This window comes from Tepidanaerobacter acetatoxydans Re1 (assembly GCF_000328765.2).
GTDB lineage: Bacteria > Bacillota > Thermosediminibacteria > Thermosediminibacterales > Tepidanaerobacteraceae > Tepidanaerobacter > Tepidanaerobacter acetatoxydans.
Genome location: NC_019954.2, coordinates 1,349,047 through 1,371,010, shown reverse-complemented (window position 1 = coordinate 1,371,010; position 21,964 = coordinate 1,349,047). Strand labels below are relative to the sequence as shown.

The following is a 21,964-nucleotide window of genomic DNA, read 5'->3' as shown; positions in this document are numbered from 1 at the left end:
TTTTTGAGGCATAATTTAATCTTCATCTGTTTTCCGTTGGTCTATCATACCCTGATTTAAATTAATCGTTCTTAAAGGTGCTATGGTAGAAACTGCATGCTTATATACTAACTGTTGTTTGCCGTCAGAATCAAGAACAATTGTAAAATTATCAAAACCCCGTACCATACCTTTTAACTGAAACCCATTAACAAGATATATTGTCACAGGGATATTGTCCTTCCTGATCTGATTCAAAAAACTATCCTGAAGATTAATTTGTACTTTTGTCATTCTGTGTCCCCCTCATAGTGTTGTTTAATTTAATATTCTAGGTATTTATCATTTTTCCTTCAATACTTCTAATAATATTTGTTATAATTTTTTCCTTCCCTTCCTTTGAAATGTCAAGCCAAAGAATATTTTTATCACGCAAAAACCATGTATATTGACGTTTTGCATAGTGTCTGGTATCTCTTGCGATTAAGCGAATAGCCTCTTCTAGAGTTACGTTACCGTCAAGGTAATCTATAATCTGGCGATAGCCTAAACCTTGCATGGAATTTAAATTTTTACTATATCCCATTTTCAAAAGTTGTTGTACCTCATCCACCAGACCATTTTCGATCATTGAAAATACTCGTCTGTTAATACGCTGGTATAATTCTTCTCTAGGCATTGTTAAGCCAAACATAAGTAAATCATAAGCACTTTGCTGCTTTTTAGTCTTTTCCTCATAGTAGGAAAATGGAATTCCGGTTTTTAAACATACCTCTAATGCTCGAATCACCCTACGCAAATTGTTAGGATGTATTTTTTTTGCTGCTTTTGGATCTAGTCTTGTAAGTTCTTCGTAGAGGTACTCATTACCTCGTTTTTGAGCCTCATTTTGTAATTGCCTTCTTAATGCAGTATCTTTTCCCACCTGAGAAAATGTGTAATCGTAGCATACGGAATTTATATAGAATCCAGTTCCTCCTGTAAGCAATGGTATTTTATGTCGTTGATAGATATCCTGAATATGTCGTTTTGTCTCAACCTGAAAGTCAACTGCACTAAATTCTTCGTCAGGATCCACAATATCAATCATATGGTGTGGTATTCTCTTTCGTTCTTCTAATGAAGGCTTGTCTGTTCCAATATCCATATAGCGGTATATTTGCATTGAGTCAGCAGAAATTATTTCCGCATCAATTTTTTGAGCTACTTCTATAGCAATCTCGGTTTTTCCTACTGCCGTAGGTCCCACAATAACAACTAGAAACTTTTTATGCATATTCTTATATCCTTTTAAACTTCTTTTGCAATTCATTTAAAGTTATATCAATTATTGTGGGCCTACCATGCGGGCAAGTATAAGGAACTTCAGTTTTTTTCAATTGATCAAGTAATTCTTGAATTTCTATCGGTGACAAAACATCCCCTGCTTTTATGGCAGCATGACACGACATCGAAATTATCAACCTCTCTTTAGACGGATATCTAGCGTATTCGTTACTACTTAATTGATCAAGAGCATCACGAAGTGTTATAGGATCGACCGGTTTATTAAATATATACGGAACTGAACGAATTAAAATAGAATCAGAGCCAAAAATCGAAAAATCAAAACCAATTTTCAAGATATCTTCTTTATAGTTATCTAAAAGCATCATTTCTTGAGCAGAAAGATATAAAACATATGGTGCAGCTAAAGTTTGAGAATTTGATAGTTGTTTAGCATATTTTTTAGAATAGTACTCATATAATATTCGCTCATGAGCTGCATGTTGGTCTATTAAATAAAACCTATTTTTACTTTCTACAACAATATATGTGTTAAATAGCTGACCAAGAATCTTTTGAAATTCATATTTTTTTATAATTTGCATTGTTTCATCTGATTCTATTGGTATATAGGAGTCGTTTTGTAGATGTTCTTTATTTTTTATAGCATCTACATCTATAACAGTATAAGCTTCTCTTACAAACTCTTTTGTAGCTGCGGTTTGGTTATTTATATTGCTGCTATCACTGACATCGTATTCATTATCCGGCAATCCATCGCTGGTTAATTCTACTTGCGTTTCAATACTTATCTGCTGCTGTGACTGTTTAACTGGTGATATACTAAGGGTTTCTTTTGGAATTAACACATGATTCTTAAGAGTTTCATTTATAGCATGAAACAGTGCATGATGAACCTGATTTTCATTTTGAAATTTTATTTCCATCTTAGATGGATGTACATTGACATCAACTAGCGAATTGTCAATATCTATGAAAATAATTGCTATCGGAAAGCGCCTTATAGGTATCATCGTCTTATATGCCCTTTCTAGGCAAAAGGTCAATCCCAAATCCTTGACAAAACGATTATTCACAAAAAATGTCTGACCGGTACGATTTCCGCGATTAAAGCTTGGTTTTGATATATAACCCCATATTTTACCATTATCAAAAGCCTTTTCTATATATAAAATCTGTTTTGCTAAGTCCATGCCATACACTTTTGCAATAACTTCTCTATAATCACCATTACCGCTACTGTAAAATAGTTCTTTTTTATCAATTATAAGCCTAAAGGATATATTTATGTTACCCATGGCAAATCTTGTAATTAAATCAGTAATTCGAGAATTCTCATGTGTGTCACTGCTTAAAAACTTAAGTCGGGCGGGAGTGTTAAAGAATAAGTTTTTAACTTCAATCAGACAACCATTTTTAGAAGCTGTTTCACTAACATCTTCAATTACACCGGCACTTATTTTGCATATAGTGCCTATTGGTTCATTTCTGGTCTTTGTTGTAACTGAAAGATTCGAAACTGCGGCAATACTAGCCAGTGCTTCGCCTCTAAATCCAAGGGTATTTATGTGGAATATATCTTCAATTACATTTATTTTACTAGTAGCATGACGCTCAAAAGCTAATCTTATATCATCTCTGGATATACCTTCACCATCATCAATGACTCGTATGCTTTTTTTACCGCCTTTTTCAATTTCAACAATAATATTCTTACTCCCTGCGTCAATAGAGTTTTCTACCAATTCTTTGACAACTGAAACCGGTCTTTCTATAATTTCACCGGCTGCTATCTGAGAAGCAATATCCTGTTCTAAAATATTAATTTTCCCCATTTTATATTCTCCTTAGACCAACTGCTTTTTGATTGAAAACAAAAAATTCAAAGCCTCCAAAGGAGTGATAGTGTCTATATTTACGGATTTAATTTGTTCTATTATTTCCTCATTTTTCAAGGCACTTAAATTTAACTGGTATTCATTGGTGCTTTGTGAACTTTTATCACTGCAGGCAGCAATATGCGATATTGCCAGTTCACCTTGGGTTTGGGTTTGGTTTTGCTCTAAATCAACCAAGATTTTTCTAGCTCTGTTAATTACAGCATTAGGAACTCCTGCTAATTTAGCTACTTGTATTCCGTAACTTTTATCTGCTTCTCCTGGAACAATTTTTCTTAAAAATATAACATCATCACCCTTTTCCTTAACAGTAATTTTATAGTTTTTGACACCTTTTAGTTTTTTTAAAGCTGTTAATTCATGATAATGAGTAGCAAAAAGGGTTTTAGCTTTCAAGTTTTTCTGTATATATTCAATAACCGCCCAGGCTATAGATAAGCCATCAAAAGTACTGGTCCCTCGTCCCACTTCATCTAATATCAATAAGCTTTTATTAGTAGCATTATTAAGAATGTCAGCTACTTCTGTCATTTCTACCATAAAAGTACTTTGCCCCAACGCTAAATTATCTGATGCTCCTATACGTGTAAAAATGCGATCGACGATGCCAATTTTGGCTTTTTTTGCGGGTATAAAACAACCTATTTGAGCCATTAATACAATTAATGCTACTTGCCTCATGTAAGTGGATTTACCAGCCATATTAGGTCCGGTTATAACTGAGATTAAGTTATCACTGCAATCTATTTGTGTATCATTAGGTATAAACAATTCTTCTTTTTGAGTAAGTTCAACAACGGGGTGCCGACCATCTATTATGTTTATTTCATCACTTAAATTTACTTCGGGTTTTATGTAATTATTACTATACGAAACTTCAGCCAATGATAATAGAACATCTAATAGAGATAAATTATAAGCACTTTGTTTAAGTCTGGGAATTTCTTTAATCAGTTGATCTCTTATTTCACAAAACAAGTTATATTCCAATTCCTGAAGTTTCTCATTTGCATTGAGTATAAGCGATTCATATTCTTTTAATTCTTCCGTAATATAACGTTCAGCATTAGCTAATGTTTGTTTTCTAATGTAATTTTCCGGAACCATTGAGAGGTTAGATTTAGTTACTTCAATATAGTAGCCGAAGACCTTATTAAAACCAATTTTTAATGATTTTATCCCTGTGCTTTCTCGCTCCTTTCTTTCTAGGTCAGCTATCCATGCTTTACCTTCTCTAGATGCTTTTCTGAGCATATCTATTTCCGAATTATATCCATCCTTAATAACATTTGCTTCCTTGATTGTTAGCGGAGGATCTTCAAAGATAGATTTCTCCAATAACAAACATATATCTTCTAACGGGTCAAGTTGTTCATATATTTGATGCAAAAGCTTAGAATTGCATCGAGTAAGAATATGCTTTATTTGAGGCAATGACTTTATAGTATTTTTTATTGCTAATAGATCTCTAGCATTAGCATTTCCGCAGACTAATTTTCCACTTAATCGCTCTATATCGTAAATATTTTTTAACTGCTCTTTCAAATCTGAGCGTAAGAAAAAATCATTAAATAATTCTTCTATTGCATCCTGCCTTTGCTTAATCTTTAAGATATCGAGCAAAGGTTGTTCAAGCCATTTCCTGAGCAGCCGTGCTCCCATAGCTGTAGAAGTTTTATCCATTACCCATAAAAGACTCCCGGTTTTTTTTCTATCTCGCAAGTTTTCGGTAATTTCGAGGTTTTTGCTACAAATAAAATCCAAAACCATAAAGTCGTGATTTTCATAAAACGAAATAGAATTAATATGAGATAAGTTTAGCTTTTGCGTTTCATTTAGGTATCTTAAGCAAGCTCCGGCAGCTATCAAAGCCGGCTTCCTATTTTCTAATTTTTTAATTTTTTCTTCACCAAACTGTGACATTAATAAAATTAAAGCTGATTGTTCATCAAAATATGTCGCATCTCTAAAAGTAAAACATAATTTTAGATTTTCTTTTAATTTTCTATTTAAGGATTTTTCCTGGGACAATTCATGATTCGCTAAACACTCTCGAGGGCTAAATCGACTAACTTCATTTATTATTTCATGATATGGATAAGATGATTTTAAATTCGTTATATCAAATTCTCCAGTCATCAGATCTACAAAAGCAAGACCGAATTCATGTTTATTCTTAAAAACACATCCAAGATAGTTATTTTTATTTTCCTCGAGAGCATTTAAATCAGTGATTGTTCCCGGAGTTACAATTTTAACTACTTCTCGCTTGACAATACCTTTTGCAAGTTTTGGATCTTCAACTTGTTCACATATGACAACTTTGTAACCTTTAGCAACGAGTTTAGCTATATACTGATCAGCAGCATGGTATGGAACTCCGGCCATAGGTACTTTATTGTCAGAATCTCTGGATGTAAGAGTAATTTCCAGTTCTTTTGAGCAAATATAAGCATCGTCGAAAAACATCTCATAAAAATCGCCAAGACGAAAAAAAACTATATAATCACGATATTTGTCTTTAATCTCTTTATATTGTTGTATCATCGGAGTATCCATATAAAAAAAGCCCCCTGAAAACCTCATTCTACAATTTCGCCAAGCAAAGACCATGTATGCGGCTCAATAATCTTTACATTTACAAGTTTGCCTATTAATTTTTCCGAACCATCAAAATTTACCAACTTGTTGGTTCGGCTTCGGCCAGATAACCTGTTAATATTACCTTTGCTGACTCCTTCAACTAATACTTCCTGTATAGTTCCTTTTAATCTATTATTTTTACTTTCTGTAATGGCATCCTGTAATTGCATCAATCTATTAAGTCGATCTTTTTTTATATCATTATCAATTTGATCCGCCATTTTCGCCGCGGGAGTTCCTTTACGTTTAGAATACATGAAAGTAAAGGCTGAGTCAAACTCTACTGCTTTTACTAATTCAAGCGTATCAAGAAAATCTTTTTCCGTTTCTCCTGGAAAGCCTACAATTATATCAGTGGTAATAGCAATATTAGGAATAGCATCTCGTAGCTTATATATCAATTCTATATAATGCTCCCTGGTATATTTTCGGTTCATCTTAGATAAAATTTGATTACTTCCAGACTGAACCGGCAGGTGAATATGTTCGCAAACTTTTTTACAATCCCTCATTGCCAATATAAGTTCATTCGATAAATCTTTCGGATGAGAAGTTATAAATCTTATGCGCTTAATACCATCAACATCATTTACCCTCCTTAAAAGCTCAGGAAAAGTCACAGGTATATTCAGATCCTTGCCATAAGAATTTACATTTTGACCCAATAGATTAATTTCAATAAAACCATTATTAGCAAGGGTTTCAATCTCTCTTAAAATATCATCAGGTCTCCGACTTACCTCCTTGCCTCTTACGTATGGAACAATACAATAGCTGCAATAATTATTACATCCATAAGTAATTGTTACCCAGGCTTTCGCATCATTTGTATGCTTAATTGGTAGATTTTCATCAATCATAGAATCTCCAGATATATCTATTACCGGTAAGTTTGTTTGTCTTGTACTTTCAATAAGTTCAGGTAACTTATGAACGTTTTTTATACCAAATAAGATATCCACATAGGGTAATTTTTCTGATATATATTCAACTACATGTGGTTGTTGCACCATACAACCAGAAACCGCAAGAATCAAATTGGGGTTTTTTGATTTGAATTGCTTTAACTGTGCTATTCGTCCATATACCTTTCTCTCGGCATTTTCCCTAACACAGCAAGTATTCAATATGATTACATCAGATTCTTGGAGTGTATCTGCTGGGCAGTATCCCATCTTTTGCATGACACCTGAAATAATTTCACTATCATGAATATTCATCTGGCAGCCCCAAGTTAATATTTTATATTTCATAGTTTCACTTCCTTCTTCTATACCTAACTACTAAAATCATATTCTGGACACATTTCTTTTGCCTTTGCTACAGCTTCATTAAAATCTTGCCATACTAACCACTTAACCTTATTTAGTGTTTTCCCATGCTGACGCAAAATATATGCAGGATGAAATGTTGGCATAATCCAGTAATCTCTGGAATTTATCCATTGTCCTCGTTCCCTCATAATGCTGCTACCAGACTTGAAATAGTTCAACGGAACGGCACCAAGAGCAATTATAACTTTAGGTTGAATAAGAGAAAGCTCAAGTTCTAAATTTTTAGAGCAGGCTTTAATCTCTTTTTGCAATGGTGTTCTATTCTGCGGCGGTCGGCATTTTATTACATTAGTTATGTAAACCTTTTCTCGCCGAATATCCATTTTATTTAATATAGTTGTAAGTAATTGCCCTGCTCGTCCAACAAAAGGACGACCCTGCTTATCTTCATCAAAGCCAGGGCCCTCGCCAATTAAAACCAATGGCGAGTTTAAAGCCCCTTCACCTGCTACCTTATGAGTATGGTTTTCCTGCGCATAGAGAAGACAGCTCTGACATGTATTTATGTGTTCTTTTATCCTGTTGTATAAATAATCTCTTTGTTTTTTAGATTTTTCATTATCAAGCTTTACAGCTTTAACTATAGTATCGACATCTGAATTTTGTATATTAAATTCATCTTTTAAATCTAACAGTAGTTTTATAATATCGGGTAGACTGATTTCTACTGTTGTAAAAGATTCTTTAATTTTGCTTTCAAGCACATGAAATCCCTCTTTTATTATATTCTATGCTATATTATAACATAAACTCAGTTAAAGATTAAATGATCTATCAGTATCAAAACTTTAAAAAAGCTAAAAAACATACTCTTTCGGTCCATAACAAATTACTTTTTCAATTTGTTATGGAATTATTGTTGCGTTTATATTTTTATCGTCTGTAATTTCTTTAACTTTCTCGCCTACATACAGTAATGTGGGTGTTGGGTTATAAGTATCACTAGAAATTAGAACTTTGTGTTCGTTTTTTTCATTAGCATATCTTTTCCAGAGATTAACTACATAACCTGCATTCCCGGGTCTTTGACAGTTGAATAATAAAATAATCTCTAAAGCCATTGAAAAGGCTTTATTTTTTTGTCAATTTTTAAAAATATTTATTGAGTAATATTGAGTAATATGTTATAATTAAAGGGAAGGAGGAAAATTCATAATGAGATTATCTATTTCAAAATCTAAAAATTCTACATCACTTTATGTAATAGAGTCAATTTACGAAAATGGTAAACATTCAACTAGAGTTGTAGAAAAACTTGGTACTGTTAAAGAGTTAGAAGAAAAATTAAATGGTCAGGATCCTATTGAATGGGCTAAAGAATATATCAAAGAATTGAACAAAAAAGAAAAAGAACAAAAAAGAGACGTGATTGTAAAGTATAGCCAGTCAAAGAGAATCGAAAAAGGTGTTCAAAGGTCCTTCAATGGTGGATATCTATTCTTACAGCAAATATATCATCAGTTGGGATTACATAAAATTTGCAAAGATATTTCTACTAAGTATAAATTTACTTACAATCTTGATTCCATTCTTTCTAGGTTAATTTACGGTAGAATTCTTTTTCCATCCTCAAAACTTAACACCTATCAAGAATCAAAGTGCTTGATTGAACAACCTGATTTCGAATTGCAACATGTTTATAGGGCATTAGAGGTAATCGCTAAAGAAACTGATTTTATTCAATCAGAGCTCTACAAAAATAGTTTATCTATTTTTAAGAGAAATGACCATGTTCTTTACTATGACTGTACTAATTACTTTTTTGAAATAGAGCAAGAGGATGGTTTTAAACAATATGGTCCTAGTAAAGAGAATAAACCTAATCCTATTGTGGGAATGGGACTATTCATGGATGGAGATGGTATTCCTCTCGCATTTAACATTCATAGTGGTAACACAAATGAACAAATTACACTAAAGCCTTTAGAAGAAAAGATACTTAAAGATTTTGAACTATCAAAATTTATTGTTTGTACAGATGCTGGACTATCTTCAATAGAAAATCGTAGATTTAATGATAAAAAGGATAGAGCTTTTATTACAACCCAATCAGTTAAAAAATTAAAGAGATATTTAAAGCAGTGGGCTCTTGACCCTACGGGCTGGCATCTTCCTGGTGTAAATAAATTATATGATATCAGTCTACTTGATAAAGATGAGGACAACTATGAAGAATATAAATCAAAGACTTTTTACAAGGAACGTTGGATTAAAGAGGATGGGTTAGAACAGAAACTCATTGTCACATATTCTCTTAAATACAGAGATTATCAAAGGCAGATTAGGAATAGACAGTTAGAACGTGCCTCTAAATTAATTGAAGAAAGACCAAAGAGTGTTAATAAGAAAAATCAAAATGATTTTAAACGATTCATATCATCCACTAATGTTACAAAGGATGGTGAAATAGCTGATAAAGTAATCTATAGTATAAATCAAGATGCAATAGCAAAAGAAGAAATGTATGATGGGTTTTATGCTGTATGTACCAACTTAGATGAAGATGCCAGTATTATTACAAAGATTAATCATAGACGTTGGGAAATAGAGGAATGTTTTAGAATTATGAAAAGCGAATTCAAAGCTAGACCTGTTTATTTAAGTCGTGATGATAGAATACAAGCACATTTTACTACATGTTTTCTTGCAATAGTTATATATAGATATCTTGAAAAATATCTAAGCGAAGAATTTACAAGCTCTGAGATAATTCATAGCTTAAGGAATATGGATTTCAATTACATTCCTACTGAAGGGTATATTCCAACATACACAAGGACTGACTTAACAGATATCTTACATGAAGTATTTGGATTTAGAACAGATACTGAAATAGTCAGTTTAAGGGAAATGAAAAAAATATTAAAAGATACGAAAAAGAAAAAGATATTACGCAAAATTTAAAAAATCAAGAAACTCTGAAATGCCTTATTTGCAAGGCGTTCCAGAGTTTTGTTGTCTCGCAACTGTCAAAGATGAGATTATAACATAAACTCAGTTAAAGATTAAATGATCTATCAGTATCAAAACTTTAAAAAAGCTAAAAAACATACTCTTTCGGTCCATAACAAATTACTTTTTCAATTTGTTATGGAATTATTGTTGCGTTTATATTTTTATCGTCTGTAATTTCTTTAACTTTCTCGCCTACATACAGTAATGTGGGTGTTGGGTTATAAGTATCACTAGAAATTAGAACTTTGTGTTCGTTTTTTTCATTAGCATATCTTTTCCAGAGATTAACTACATAACCTGCATTCCCTTGTTCTATCCTGATTTCGCCTTTTTCTAAATTGAAATCTTTTTTAATGATGATAGGCGATGGAATAGTTTTTATCGTTTCAGAAAATAATTCTACATATTTATCGATCTTTTTATTACCAAAAAATTTTACAATTAGCTTATCATTCGTAATCTCCGACGTTAACAAGAGATATCCACCCGTATTATTTTTGAATTTTAAATCTATAGTACCATAACTAACTGTAGCATCCCTCCCTAAAGGAACGTAGCCTACCGGTAGAGAATGGTTCATTCTTTCGACTATTTCAAGGTCTGTCAATAAAGCAAGATTATATAAGGTGCTAGAAACCTGACAGATACCGCCTCCTATGTCGTAAATAACCTCATTATTAATAAAGGCAGGTGCTTTTTTATATCCCTTATCACTAGTGCGTTCACCTACAACCTTATTAAAGGAAAATGTCTCTCCGGGTGAAATTATACAGCCATTAAGCATTTCACTTGCGACTTTTATATTTTCCGTTCTATTTTTTAATGTTTTATCAAACTCAGTTGAATACTCTGCTATTTTTACCCTAATCCCCATCTTTTCTAAATCTTCTTTTGTCATTTCTGCATTCCATACTTTTACTGGAATTACTAATGTCTGATTTTTAGTCCATATAGCCTCTTTGATTTTCTCTTTTAACATATCTTCATCTAAAATTTGTCCTTTAACATCAGTAATTATGTGCACTATATCATTATCGGTTTTAAATACAGCATTTATAGGTTTAACCATTATAACTTTGTTAATTTCATCAAAAAGCTGTGCCAATTTATCTTGTTTATATTTAATAATTGGCTCTATACGCAAAGGAGACTTTTTTAGCCGTTGGCGATAAATAAATCCTTTTATTACACCTTTTTTTTTAATATTTTTTACATAGGATGCCATATTCTCTATACTCTCATCCGCATCTATTTCAACATATTCAGATATTTTCAAAATCCACTGCTTATCATAAAAAGTAAGAATTATAGAGTTATTTATTTTTTCTTCAGTTAATTTATGAAATATATTTCTAGCTTCATCATTTGTTAAACCTCCTATATCTATATCAGCAATATATAGGCCAGAAGGAATTAGTGGATTATTATAATCATGTAATATAATAATTATTATTACACATAAAAATAAAAGAAAAAAAACAAGGATAATTTTTTTCCACAAAATAATCACCTTATTATCTAAATCTTTTACTTCTTATGTATAATATATAAGCAGCAAAATTAAAAAATACTATCTTTTATAAAAAACGTGAGTAAGATGTCATATTCAAACTATTAATCAATCAATGACGTTTTTTGATAATTCGATTTAATCTTTTGATTTCTAATTTTAGTTTCTGGATTTCATAATTTTTTATATTCTCCTGTTCAATCAATAGATCCATAAGAATCCTACGCCCAAGACAAAGAGAGGCTATTTTACTTTCGAGTTTTTCGACTTTTGAATTTAAATTTTGTATACTTTCATCCAAACTAGTTGCCTCCAATTTTGTTGATTATAAAAAAAATACCCTGTTTTATAGGGTATTTTTAGGGTATTATGTGGTAGATGTATCAAGTATATGCTAAATATATAAATAATATACTTTCGAACAAATCGTTATTATGCAGGATAGACGTCAAACTGATCTTTATTTACCAAGTTGCTGTCAATTTTATATTTTTTTGCTTGACGCTCTTGAAAAAACTTCAGGGCTATCTGAGGGAAAAGAGCATATGTTAAAACATCTTCTTCTTGTTCTATATAATAAGAGATTTCCTTAAAATATTTTTCCAGCTCGGGTTCAAGCAGATCAGCAGGGCGGCATTCAATTACTTCTTCATCTCCTATTATTTTTTGTTTTATTTCTTCTTTAATAGGAGCGGGTGATTTGCCATATAGCCCTTTAACATAATTTTTTACCTCATTTATAATCATCTTATATCGTTCTCCGGTAAGCACATTAACTACCGCTTGAGTGCCTACTATTTGGCTTGTAGGTGTAACTAAAGGCGGATACCCAAGATCTTCTCTTACTCTTGGAACTTCTTTTAACACTTCTGGAAGCTTGTCAAGAGCATTTTGCTGTTTTAGTTGACTGGTAAGATTGGATAGCATACCACCAGGTATTTGATAATTAAGCACCATAGTATCAACCATTGTAATAATACTATCAATTTTATAGTTTCCCCTCACTTGTTTAAAGTAGTCGGATATACTCGAAATGAATTCCAGATCTAGCTTTGTGTCATAAGGGGTATTCCTCAATACGGCTACCATAGTTTCTGTAGGGGGTTGCGACGTTCCTAAGGCAAAAGGCGATAAGGCCGTATCTATAACATCTACTCCAGCTTCAATCGCTTTTAGATAGGTCATTGAAGCCATACCACTTGTATAATGACTGTGAAGCTGTATTGGTATTTTGATTTCTTTTTTTAATCGAGAAATCAGTTCATAAGCATCATATGGTGCTAAAAGACCTGCCATATCTTTTATACAGAGGGAATCAATTCCCATTTCTTCTAATTGTTTAGCCATATTTACATAGTAGTCATTATTATGAACAGGGCTTATAGTATATACTACTGTTCCCTGAGCATGTGCCCCGGTTTCTTTTGTTACCTCAATAGCCTTTTTTAGGTTCCTAATATCATTTAGTGCATCAAAGATTCGTATAATATCAATGCCATTTTCTACAGATTTCTTTACAAACATTTCTACTACATCATCAGGATAGTGATGATACCCTAAAAGGTTCTGTCCCCTCAAAAGCATTTGCAAGGGAGTTTTTTTAACTATTTGTTTTATTTTACGAAGTCTTTCCCATGGATCTTCGTTTAAAAAACGGATACAGCTATCAAATGTAGCTCCGCCCCACATTTCTAAAGAATAGTAGCCTACCTGATCAAGCTTTTCAGCGATTGGCAGCATTTCATCTGTTTTCATCCTTGTAGCTATAAGTGATTGATGTGCATCTCTTAAAATAGTATCGGTTATTCCAACTTTTCCTTCTTTTTTTTGCTGCAATTTTAATCTCCTTTCTAAAATCATTTATCATTACATCTGAAAGATAATCATAAATATCCAGTGAACAACACTATTTAAACAATTTTAACCACCATACATTGAAAGCAACATACCTGCAACTATAGCTGAACCAATAACACCTGCTACATTAGGGCCCATAGCATGCATCAGAATAAAGTTGCCGGGTTTTTCTTCCTGTGCCACTACCTGAGATACTCTTGCTGCCATAGGAACTGCAGATACACCAGCAGAACCTATAAGTGGGTTTACTTTTCCTCCTGATAAAACATACATGAGTTTACCAAAGAGTACTCCTGAGGCTGTTCCTACTGAAAAGGCTGCAAGACCTAGCAAAAGTATTTTAATAGTTCCCCACTGCAGAAAATTTTCTGCACTGGCAGTAGCTCCAACAGTGGTACCAAGAAATATGGTAATGATATTTATAAGTTCGTTTTGAGTTGTTTTAGATAGTCTATCGACTACACCACATTCTCTAAACAAATTGCCCAACATCAGACAACCTACTAAAGCCGTGGCATCTGGAACTAAAAAACTTGCTAATATAGTTACTATTATTGGAAATATGATTTTTTCTGTTTTAGATACGGGTCTTAGCTGCTCCATAGTTACTTGGCGCTCTTTTTTTGTAGTAAGCGCCCGCATTATAGGCGGCTGTATGATGGGGACTAATGCCATATATGAATAAGCAGCTACTGCTACCGCTCCTAATAGATGTGGAGCAAGCTGACTTGTAAGGAATATGGCTGTCGGTCCGTCTGCCCCGCCTATTATTCCTATAGAAGCAGATTCTTTGAAGTTAAATCCAAGAAGGCCTGCGCCTAAAAAACTAGTAAAAATTCCGAACTGAGCAGCAGCTCCCAGCAACAAGCTTTTTGGATTGGCTATAAGTGGACCAAAGTCGGTCATGGCTCCTACTCCCATGAATATGAGAGGTGGATATATATTGAGTTTTACTCCTTGATATATCCAATATAGAAAGTTGCCTTTAGCCATAAGGTTTGCCTGAGGTATATTAGCAAGCAACATGCCAAAACTAATAGGTACCAGCAGCAATGGTTCATATTTTTTTACTATAGCAAGATACATCAGGAAACAGGCTATCAATATCATGATAGCTTGTTCTAAAGTTATGTTTGCATAACCAGTTTTCATGAAAAATTTTATTATTTGTTCGAGCACGATTTCTCTCCTCCGTTGATTTATTCAAATGGGATTTATTCAAATGTTGCAAGAATATCGCCTGTATTTACTGAGGCTCCTTCGCTTGTATCAATGGAGGTTATAACGCCATCTTCTGGGGCGATGATTTCATTTTCCATTTTCATGGCTTCAAGTATCATTATTACATCACCTTTTTGTATTTTACCCCCAGGTTTTTTGTTAATTGACATAATCGTGCCTGGCATAGGTGAAGTAATTTTTTGTTTACCGACAGTGCCTGAGTTTTTTTGCTTAGGTTGCGGTTGAGGCTTAGGTTGTTGTGTCACTTCCGGTGATGTAGGAGCATTTGCTGTTTGGGTAGGTATAAAGTTCTGAGCACCTATTTCTTCTACCTCTACTTCATAAGTTTTTCCATTTACGGTTATTTTGTATTTTTTCATTTTTTTGTACTTCTCCTTCCTTTTATTTTATTCTCTATCTAAAATTTATTGTTGATGTTGTATATTCTGGATTCAATACCCCATATGGGAGTTTTTTCATGGATTTGACGTATGGCACTAATTTTTAAAGTTGATACAGGGGTTTGTAGGTATTCTGCAATAGCTGCAGCGATAACTGCGATGAGTTCAGTATCGTCTGTTGTATCGACAGTTTGTATTTGTTCTGATGTTTGATCTTTTAAAGCTGTTTCATTTTTTTTTACGTTTGTCTTAGATTCAAATACTAATCTCATGAGCTCTAAAATGAGAGATAGTATATATAATGTTCCTAAGACAAGGCACATGCCAAAGACAGATGTTTTAAGTGATTCCTGAAAGACTTGTATAGTTGTCATAATTTCAAATTTCCTCCTTATACAGGAATATTGCCGTGTTTTTTAGCCGGTCTTTTTTCGCTTTTTGACATCAGCATTTCAAGCGCTGATGTAAGTTTTGCCCTTGTTGTGGATGGCACTATTATATCATCAATATAACCTCGAGCGGCTGCTTGGTAAGGGTTAGCAAGGTTATCCCGATATTCTTCGATTTTTTGTTTTCTTGTATTTATTGGGTCTTCAGATGCTTCTATTTCTTTTTTGAAGATAATATTAGCTGCTCCATCAGGACCCATAACGGCTATTTCGGCTGTAGGCCATGCAAAAACTTGGTCTGCTCCTAAGTGTCTTGAACACATGGCTATGTAAGCGCCTCCATATGCTTTCCTCGTTATGACGGTGAGTTTTGGCACTGTAGCTTCGGAATATGCGTACAGTAGTTTTGCACCATGCCGTATTATACCTCCATGTTCTTGGTTTACTCCGGGCAGATATCCGGGAGTATCGGTAAACGTTACAAGTGGTATATTAAATGCATCGCAGAATCGTATAAATCGGGCAGCTTTGTCAGAAGCGTTTATGTCTAAGCAGCCAGCAAGATGTTTTGGCTGGTTTGCCAGGATTCCTACGCTGTGACCTGAAAGTCTTGCAAAACCTATTATGAGATTTGGTGCATAGAGTGGTTGTACTTCAAAGAAGTCACCATCATCTACTATGTGGTTTATGACGTCTTTTATGTCATATGGCTTGTTTGGATCCGCTGGAACTATGCTATCAAGTTCCGGTACTGTTCTTGTCGGGTTATCGGTAGTTGGTTTATATGGTGGATCTTCTAGATTGTTTGAAGGTATATATGATAGAAGTTTTTTTATTTGGTCAAAACATTCTTGTTCATTTTGACTGATAAAGTGTGCTACTCCGCTTTTTTGGTTGTGGGCAGCAGCTCCACCAAGTTCTTCATCACTGACTTCTTCACCTGTCACGGCTTTTATTACTTGAGGACCAGTAATGAACATTTTGCTTATACCGGATACCATAAACACGAAGTCGGTTAAGGCTGGAGAGTATACGGCTCCTCCGGCGCATGGCCCCAGTATTACTGATAGTTGCGGTATTACTCCAGAGGATAGGGTGTTTCTGTAGAATATGTCGCCAAAACCTTTTAGTGCATCAACACCTTCCTGAATTCTTGCTCCACCAGAGTCGTTAAGGCCAATAAAAGGGGCACCCATTTTTGCTGCCATATCCATAACCTTGCAAATTTTTGCGGCATGCATTTCTCCCAGGGATCCGCCTATTGTTGTAAAATCTTGGGCGAATATGAAGACTAATCTGCCATCGATTGTTCCATAGCCTGTGATTACACCTTCGCTGGGAACTTTGGTTTCTTGCATGCCAAATTGAATTGAGCGGTGCTCTACAAATGCATCAATTTCTATAAAGCTATCCTTATCTAAAAGTTTTTCTATTCTTTCTCGTGCAGTAAGTTTGCCGCTTTCGTGCTGCTTTTGTATGCGCTTTTCTCCACCGCCCATTTCTATTGTCTTGCGTTTTTGCTCTAAGATTTTAATTTTTGTTTCAATAGTTTCCAATTTTATTCCTCCTTATCTTTCGCATAATTCTATTAAGACTCCTTTTGTATCTTTGGGATGAATAAATGCTATTTTTGCACCACCTGCTCCCATTCTTGGTTTTTCGTCGATAAGCCTTACATCCTTCCGTTTGAGTTCTGAGAGTTTTCGGTCAATATTATCCACTTTTAAAGCTATGTGTTGAACACCCTCTCCATGTTTTTCTATGAATTTTGCTATTGGGCCATCATCTGCTGTTGATTCTAATAATTCTATTTCGCTTTCACCTATAGGAATGAAAGCGGTTTTAACTTTTTGTTCCTCAATTGTTTCAATCTCTGTAATTTCAAGACCTAGAATTTCTGTATATACTTTCATTGATTCTTGGATACTTTTAACAGCAATCCCTATATGATCAATCTTTTCTATCATTCTTATTTTTTCCCTCCTTCTTAAGGATTGCATTAGCCGCAGAGTAAGGATCGATTTCCTTTTTTAATATTTTTTCAGTATATGCTATGATTTCAGTAGGAAACAAGGAATTAATTCTTTTCAAATACAGGTCCTTAATCAGTTCTTGCAATTCTTGCTGTACATGTTGCTTTCTCTTATTAATAAGGATATCATTACTAACTAACTCTTGATAAACACGAATAATAGTTTCATCAAGTGTTTCTATACCTTCGCCAGTTGTTGCAACAGTTTTTATTATAGGCGGTTTAAAGGAACTTTTTTTTGGATTTAATTCCAAGTTCATTCTTATCTCATTTACTAGTCGATCGGAGCCATCCATATCAGATTTGTTGACAACAAAAATGTCTCCGATTTCCATGACACCAGCTTTGATAGCCTGTACATCATCACCCATACCTGGAACCAAAACTAATACTACAATATCTGCTAACTTAATTATATCAACTTCTGATTGACCCACACCAACAGTTTCAATTATTATATAATCCATTCCGGCAGCATCGAGAACCTTGACAGCATCATAGGATGCTTGCGAAAGTCCCCCGAGTTTACCTCGGCTTCCCATACTACGTATATATACACCTTCATCTAAAGTCAAATCTTGCATCCTAATTCTGTCTCCCAAAAGAGTTCCGCCAGTAAAAGGGCTAGTTGGGTCTATAGCAATAATCCCTACCCTTTTATTTTTATTTCGGAATTTTTTAGCTAGTTGATTTATAATACTACTCTTGCCGGCACCGGGCGGCCCTGTTATGCCTATAGTTATAGCATTGCCTGTAAATTTAAATAATTTTTTGAGAATCTCATTAGCTCTAGGAGATCTTTCTTCAATAAGTGTAATAAGTTTTGCAATGCTCCTCTTATCACCATTTAAAACTCCTTGTGTAATATCCATAAAAATATGCCTTTCCAAATATTATTAATCTTTATCATCGACATTGTTTTTAACATTATTTTTTATAAAATTTACAATGTCCGATGTAGGAGTGCCGGGAGTAAATATTTCTCTAATACCTACATCCTTCAGCAATGGAATATCTTCATCGGGAATAACCCCTCCAGCTATTACTAAAATATCTTGAACGTTTTTTTCATTTAATAATTCCATTATTTTAGGAAAAAGAAAATTATGAGCGCCGGAAAGAATAGAAAGCCCTATCACTTGAACATCTTCCTCGATAGCAGTTTCAACTATCTGCTCAGGAGTCTGCCTAAGGCCAGTATAAATAACTTCCATACCAGAATCTCTTAAAGCTCTTGCTATAACTTTGGCTCCTCTATCATGACCGTCAAGCCCTGGCTTAGCTATTAATACCCTTATAGGTTTAGCATCTGTCATGGAATCACTCCTCATATATTCATAGAAGCTTTATATTCACCGAAAACATCACGTAGAATATTGCATATTTCTCCTAAAGTGCAATATGCTTTAACACATTTGATTATTACAGGCATAAGATTTTTTTCTGTTTTTGCACAATCGGTAAGTTCTTTCAATGTTGCCTCTACTGCTAAGTTATCTCTTGATGCTTTCAATTCGTCAATTCTTGCTTCCTGTAATTTGCCAACAGCAGGATTTACCCTAAGTAAGCCTTTAACCGGCTCTTCTTCAACCTGGAATTTATTTACGCCTACAACAATTTTTCTGCCTGATTCAATTGCCATTTGATAATCATAAGCACTATTCTGAATCTCTTGCTGCATAAATCCTTTTTCAATAGCTTTAGGTGCACCACCAAGCTTATCTATTTTTTCGATATACTCTTGAGCTTTTTGTTCTATGGTATTTGTCAAGTATTCTATATAATAAGAGCCTGCTAATGGATCAATAGTTTCAGTAACTCCACTTTCGTAAGCAATTATTTGTTGCGTCCTGAGAGCTATTCTCACAGAATCTTCCGCAGGTAATGCTAAAGCTTCATCTCTTGAGTTGGTATGAAGTGATTGAGTACCTCCTAAGACAGAGGCTAATGCTTGTATAGCCACCCTAACAATATTATTATCCGGTTGTTGAGCCGTCAAAGCAGAACCTGCAGTTTGGGTATGAAATCTGAGCATCATTGACTTTGGATTTTGTGCTTTGAATCGCTGTTTCATAATTTTAGCCCATAACCTTCTTGCTGCTCGGAATTTAGCTACTTCCTCAAATAAATCATTATGTGCATTAAAGAAAAATGAAAGTCTTGGCGCAAAATCATCAATTGAAAGACCTGCCTTTAAGGCAGCTTCAACATAGGCTATACCATCAGAAAGCGTAAAAGCTACTTCTTGGATGGCCGTTGCTCCAGCTTCGCGTATGTGATATCCACTAATGCTAATAGTGTTCCATTTGGGCATATGTATTGAGCAAAATTCGAAAATGTTTGTAATAAGTCGCATTGATGGTTCAGGCGGGAAAATGTATGTACCTCTTGCTACATACTCCTTTAATATGTCATTTTGAATAGTACCAGAAAGCTTATCAGGTGCTATACCTTGTTTTTCCCCAAGAGATATATACATGGCCAGTAGTATAGCAGCCGGTGCATTGATTGTCATTGAAGTGCTCACTTTATCTAAAGGAATTCCTTCAAAAAGAATTTCCATATCCTTTAATGAATCAATTGCTACGCCAACTTTTCCAACTTCACCTCTTGATAATGGATGGTCTGAGTCATATCCCATCTGCGTTGGCAGGTCAAAAGCTACACTTAGGCCAGTTTGACCTTGTGATAGTAAAAATTTATACCTTTTATTAGATTCTTCGGCAGTTCCAAAACCCGCATATTGACGCATAGTCCATAGTCGGCCTCTATACATAGTGGGATATATTCCGCGAGTATAAGGATAATCACCCGGAAAACCTAAATCCCTTAAATAATCTAATTCTTGTATATCTAATTCTGTATACAATCTTTCAACTTCAATATCTGATCCGGTTAAGAACTCTTCATATCTTTCATGTCCTTTGTCTAAAACTTTGTTCAGTATTTTCTCTTCCCATTCTTTTTTATGCTTAGCAAGATTGCCGAGGGACTCTTTATCTGCCATAATACTGCCCTCCCGTATTTTCTTAAACTTCTCTAAATATAGTATAGTACTTTCTAGAAAAAGGCAATAGAATAAATAATGTTTAAAATATAGCACTAAGTCTATTATGCAAGATTAATCTGTAATATCCCCGCTTTGAACAGCGGGGATAAATAATTTATTATATTCGACCCCTCATTTTCATATTATCTGCGATGCGTTTAATTGCCACTAAGTAAGCTGCTTGCCTCAAACTTACATTATTATGTTTATGCATATTATAAACATCATCAAAGGCGTTTATTAAAATAGGCTCTAATTTACTATTAACCTCTTCTTCAGTCCAATAAAAGCTCATTAAATTTTGGACCCATTCGAAATATGATGCAGTAACACCGCCAGCATTGCAAAGAATATCAGGGAATATAGGAATTCCTTTTTTGGCAAGGATCTTATCAGCCTCAGGTGTAGTAGGACCATTAGCTGCTTCAACTATAATTTTAGCTTTTATTTTTGGTGCATTATTTTCATTTATTGCATTTTCAAGAGCTGCCGGGATAAGTATATCAATATTTTCCAAAGCCCAAAAATCGTTAAGGCTTATCCTTTTTGCATCGGGGAAGTTTACAATAGTACCATTTTCAGCTTTATAATCGAATAGTTTCTCTATATCAAGACCATTTTCATTATAAAGTGCATATGTTCCTATTGTTTTATCCCATTCTCCTATAGAAACAATTTTTGCTCCATTTTTACTGCAGTACAAAGATGTATAACTACCTACGTTGCCAAAGCCCTGGATAGCTATCTTAGCATTAGTCATATCCATATTCATTGCGTCACATGCTTTTTTGACGGCCACTGTTACACCGAATCCGGTTGCTTGAGTTCTTCCTTGAGAACCGCCTAATGAAATTGGTTTTCCCGTAACTACGCCAGGAACATTATAACCCTTTAACATGCTGAATTCATCCATGAACCAAGCCATGATTTGAGCATTTGTATTTACATCTGGTGCTGGAATGTCTTTTTCTGGTCCTACTACTGTATTGATTGCCCTTAAATAGCCGCGAGTTAGTCTTTCAAGTTCCCCTTTTGATAAATCGGCAGGATTGCAACAAACTCCTCCTTTAGCTCCACCATAAGGGATTCCAACAACAGCACATTTGAATGTCATCCACATGGATAAACCTTTTACTTCATCTAAACATACATCTGGATGGTATCTAAATCCGCCTTTCGCTGGTCCCATAATAGTACAATGCTGCGCTCGATATCCCGTAAAGGTTTTTATTGTACCATCATCCATTTTTACGGGAATTTGGACTATAAGCACTCTTTCAGGTTCTTTTAGTAGTTCATAGAAGGAATCCTCTAGCCCAAGCTTTTCACATGCAAATTTAATTTCTTTTTGAACTGATTCAACTGGATTTATAGTTTTAGACATTTATAAAACTCCTTTCTTTTTTTTA

Annotated in this window: 20 protein-coding genes; 1 reads left to right on the top strand and 19 read right to left on the bottom strand. The window is 34.2% G+C overall.

All coding sequences use genetic code 11. From position 1 onward, the window contains the following. Positions 1 to 15 precede the first annotated feature (15 nt). From hfq to TEPIRE1_RS06570, 7 genes are all read right to left on the bottom strand, one after another. Positions 16 to 273 (bottom strand): RNA chaperone Hfq, encoded by a 258-nt coding sequence (hfq, locus tag TEPIRE1_RS06600; RefSeq protein ID WP_013778392.1) that lies wholly within the window; start codon positions 271 to 273, stop codon positions 16 to 18. Positions 274 to 310: 37 nt separating this feature from the next. Further along, entirely contained in the window at positions 311 to 1,255 is a 945-nt protein-coding gene (miaA, locus tag TEPIRE1_RS06595; protein ID WP_013778391.1) for a tRNA (adenosine(37)-N6)-dimethylallyltransferase MiaA, read from the bottom strand. A gap of 4 nt (positions 1,256 to 1,259) precedes the next feature. Then, positions 1,260 to 3,101 (bottom strand): DNA mismatch repair endonuclease MutL, encoded by a 1,842-nt coding sequence (gene mutL / locus TEPIRE1_RS06590; RefSeq protein ID WP_013778390.1) that lies wholly within the window; start codon positions 3,099 to 3,101, stop codon positions 1,260 to 1,262. A gap of 12 nt (positions 3,102 to 3,113) precedes the next feature. Further along, on the bottom strand, positions 3,114 to 5,723 hold the full coding sequence (gene mutS, locus TEPIRE1_RS06585; protein WP_013778389.1) for a DNA mismatch repair protein MutS: 2,610 nt from the start codon (positions 5,721 to 5,723) through the stop codon (positions 3,114 to 3,116). Between the two features lie 23 nt (positions 5,724 to 5,746). Next, the gene (gene miaB, locus TEPIRE1_RS06580) at positions 5,747 to 7,060 is read right to left on the bottom strand and encodes a tRNA (N6-isopentenyl adenosine(37)-C2)-methylthiotransferase MiaB (protein ID WP_013778388.1); all 1,314 of its coding nucleotides are present in this window, start codon (positions 7,058 to 7,060) and stop codon (positions 5,747 to 5,749) included. A 23-nt stretch (positions 7,061 to 7,083) separates the two neighbouring features. After that, complete coding sequence (locus tag TEPIRE1_RS06575; RefSeq protein ID WP_013778387.1) at positions 7,084 to 7,845, bottom strand: uracil-DNA glycosylase; 762 nt, start codon at positions 7,843 to 7,845, stop codon at positions 7,084 to 7,086. A 141-nt stretch (positions 7,846 to 7,986) separates the two neighbouring features. Continuing rightward, positions 7,987 to 8,202: a hypothetical protein gene (locus TEPIRE1_RS06570; protein WP_013778386.1), complete on the bottom strand. Its 216-nt coding sequence runs from the start codon at positions 8,200 to 8,202 to the stop codon at positions 7,987 to 7,989. Positions 8,203 to 8,296: 94 nt separating this feature from the next. Here TEPIRE1_RS06570 and TEPIRE1_RS06565 point away from each other — a divergent pair, with 94 nt between their 5' ends. Continuing rightward, positions 8,297 to 10,045, top strand: a complete 1,749-nt coding sequence (locus tag TEPIRE1_RS06565) for an IS1634 family transposase (protein ID WP_013778385.1) — start codon at positions 8,297 to 8,299, stop codon at positions 10,043 to 10,045. Positions 10,046 to 10,229: 184 nt separating this feature from the next. Here the strand turns inward: TEPIRE1_RS06565 and TEPIRE1_RS06560 are convergent, their stop codons facing one another. The 12 genes from TEPIRE1_RS06560 to TEPIRE1_RS06505 all read right to left on the bottom strand — a co-directional run bounded on the left by TEPIRE1_RS06560 (position 10,230) and on the right by TEPIRE1_RS06505 (position 21,939). Then, entirely contained in the window at positions 10,230 to 11,606 is a 1,377-nt protein-coding gene (locus TEPIRE1_RS06560) for a VanW family protein (protein ID WP_414929842.1), read from the bottom strand. Positions 11,607 to 11,718: 112 nt separating this feature from the next. Continuing rightward, a complete protein-coding gene (locus TEPIRE1_RS06555) occupies positions 11,719 to 11,907 on the bottom strand; it encodes a hypothetical protein (RefSeq protein ID WP_013778383.1) in 189 nt (62 codons plus the stop codon). 131 nt (positions 11,908 to 12,038) lie between these two features. After that, complete coding sequence (locus TEPIRE1_RS06550; RefSeq protein WP_048894707.1) at positions 12,039 to 13,466, bottom strand: oxaloacetate decarboxylase subunit alpha; 1,428 nt, start codon at positions 13,464 to 13,466, stop codon at positions 12,039 to 12,041. A 60-nt stretch (positions 13,467 to 13,526) separates the two neighbouring features. After that, positions 13,527 to 14,642: a sodium ion-translocating decarboxylase subunit beta gene (locus tag TEPIRE1_RS06545; protein ID WP_013778381.1), complete on the bottom strand. Its 1,116-nt coding sequence runs from the start codon at positions 14,640 to 14,642 to the stop codon at positions 13,527 to 13,529. 35 nt (positions 14,643 to 14,677) lie between these two features. Beyond that, positions 14,678 to 15,064 carry a biotin/lipoyl-containing protein gene (locus TEPIRE1_RS06540; RefSeq protein ID WP_013778380.1) on the bottom strand — a complete coding sequence of 129 codons (387 nt, stop codon included), beginning with the start codon at positions 15,062 to 15,064 and terminating at the stop codon, positions 14,678 to 14,680. Positions 15,065 to 15,102: 38 nt separating this feature from the next. After that, a complete protein-coding gene (locus TEPIRE1_RS06535) occupies positions 15,103 to 15,459 on the bottom strand; it encodes an OadG family protein (RefSeq protein WP_013778379.1) in 357 nt (118 codons plus the stop codon). Positions 15,460 to 15,476: 17 nt separating this feature from the next. Next, positions 15,477 to 16,973, bottom strand: coding sequence for an acyl-CoA carboxylase subunit beta (locus tag TEPIRE1_RS06530; RefSeq protein ID WP_048894737.1), 1,497 nt, complete (start codon positions 16,971 to 16,973; stop codon positions 15,477 to 15,479). 69 nt (positions 16,974 to 17,042) lie between these two features. After that, positions 17,043 to 17,441 carry a methylmalonyl-CoA epimerase gene (gene mce, locus TEPIRE1_RS06525; protein WP_013778377.1) on the bottom strand — a complete coding sequence of 133 codons (399 nt, stop codon included), beginning with the start codon at positions 17,439 to 17,441 and terminating at the stop codon, positions 17,043 to 17,045. Next, positions 17,425 to 18,378 carry a methylmalonyl Co-A mutase-associated GTPase MeaB gene (meaB, locus tag TEPIRE1_RS06520; RefSeq protein ID WP_013778376.1) on the bottom strand — a complete coding sequence of 318 codons (954 nt, stop codon included), beginning with the start codon at positions 18,376 to 18,378 and terminating at the stop codon, positions 17,425 to 17,427. Before meaB ends, mce begins: the two co-directional genes overlap by 17 nt. A 24-nt stretch (positions 18,379 to 18,402) precedes the next feature. Then, positions 18,403 to 18,822: a cobalamin B12-binding domain-containing protein gene (locus TEPIRE1_RS06515; RefSeq protein ID WP_013778375.1), complete on the bottom strand. Its 420-nt coding sequence runs from the start codon at positions 18,820 to 18,822 to the stop codon at positions 18,403 to 18,405. Positions 18,823 to 18,833: 11 nt separating this feature from the next. Continuing rightward, positions 18,834 to 20,513 carry an acyl-CoA mutase large subunit family protein gene (locus TEPIRE1_RS06510; protein ID WP_013778374.1) on the bottom strand — a complete coding sequence of 560 codons (1,680 nt, stop codon included), beginning with the start codon at positions 20,511 to 20,513 and terminating at the stop codon, positions 18,834 to 18,836. Between the two features lie 160 nt (positions 20,514 to 20,673). Then, the gene (locus TEPIRE1_RS06505) at positions 20,674 to 21,939 is read right to left on the bottom strand and encodes a Glu/Leu/Phe/Val family dehydrogenase (protein WP_013778373.1); all 1,266 of its coding nucleotides are present in this window, start codon (positions 21,937 to 21,939) and stop codon (positions 20,674 to 20,676) included. Between the last annotated feature and the right edge of the window lie 25 nt (positions 21,940 to 21,964).

Coding starts and splice junctions, on each gene's coding strand:
- TEPIRE1_RS06530 (WP_048894737.1), bottom strand. CDS start 16,973: ATGGGCGGTGGAGAAAAGCGCATACAAAAGCAGCACGAAAGCGGCAAA.
- miaB (WP_013778388.1), bottom strand. CDS start 7,060: ATGAAATATAAAATATTAACTTGGGGCTGCCAGATGAATATTCATGAT.
- meaB (WP_013778376.1), bottom strand. CDS start 18,378: ATGGATATTACACAAGGAGTTTTAAATGGTGATAAGAGGAGCATTGCA.
- TEPIRE1_RS06565 (WP_013778385.1), top strand. CDS start 8,297: ATGAGATTATCTATTTCAAAATCTAAAAATTCTACATCACTTTATGTA.
- hfq (WP_013778392.1), bottom strand. CDS start 273: ATGACAAAAGTACAAATTAATCTTCAGGATAGTTTTTTGAATCAGATC.
- mutL (WP_013778390.1), bottom strand. CDS start 3,101: ATGGGGAAAATTAATATTTTAGAACAGGATATTGCTTCTCAGATAGCA.
- TEPIRE1_RS06515 (WP_013778375.1), bottom strand. CDS start 18,822: ATGACAGATGCTAAACCTATAAGGGTATTAATAGCTAAGCCAGGGCTT.
- mce (WP_013778377.1), bottom strand. CDS start 17,441: ATGATAGAAAAGATTGATCATATAGGGATTGCTGTTAAAAGTATCCAA.
- TEPIRE1_RS06510 (WP_013778374.1), bottom strand. CDS start 20,513: ATGGCAGATAAAGAGTCCCTCGGCAATCTTGCTAAGCATAAAAAAGAA.
- TEPIRE1_RS06570 (WP_013778386.1), bottom strand. CDS start 8,202: ATGGCTTTAGAGATTATTTTATTATTCAACTGTCAAAGACCCGGGAAT.
- TEPIRE1_RS06505 (WP_013778373.1), bottom strand. CDS start 21,939: ATGTCTAAAACTATAAATCCAGTTGAATCAGTTCAAAAAGAAATTAAA.
- TEPIRE1_RS06540 (WP_013778380.1), bottom strand. CDS start 15,064: ATGAAAAAATACAAAATAACCGTAAATGGAAAAACTTATGAAGTAGAG.
- TEPIRE1_RS06550 (WP_048894707.1), bottom strand. CDS start 13,466: ATGATTTTAGAAAGGAGATTAAAATTGCAGCAAAAAAAAGAAGGAAAA.
- TEPIRE1_RS06535 (WP_013778379.1), bottom strand. CDS start 15,459: ATGACAACTATACAAGTCTTTCAGGAATCACTTAAAACATCTGTCTTT.
- mutS (WP_013778389.1), bottom strand. CDS start 5,723: ATGGATACTCCGATGATACAACAATATAAAGAGATTAAAGACAAATAT.
- miaA (WP_013778391.1), bottom strand. CDS start 1,255: ATGCATAAAAAGTTTCTAGTTGTTATTGTGGGACCTACGGCAGTAGGA.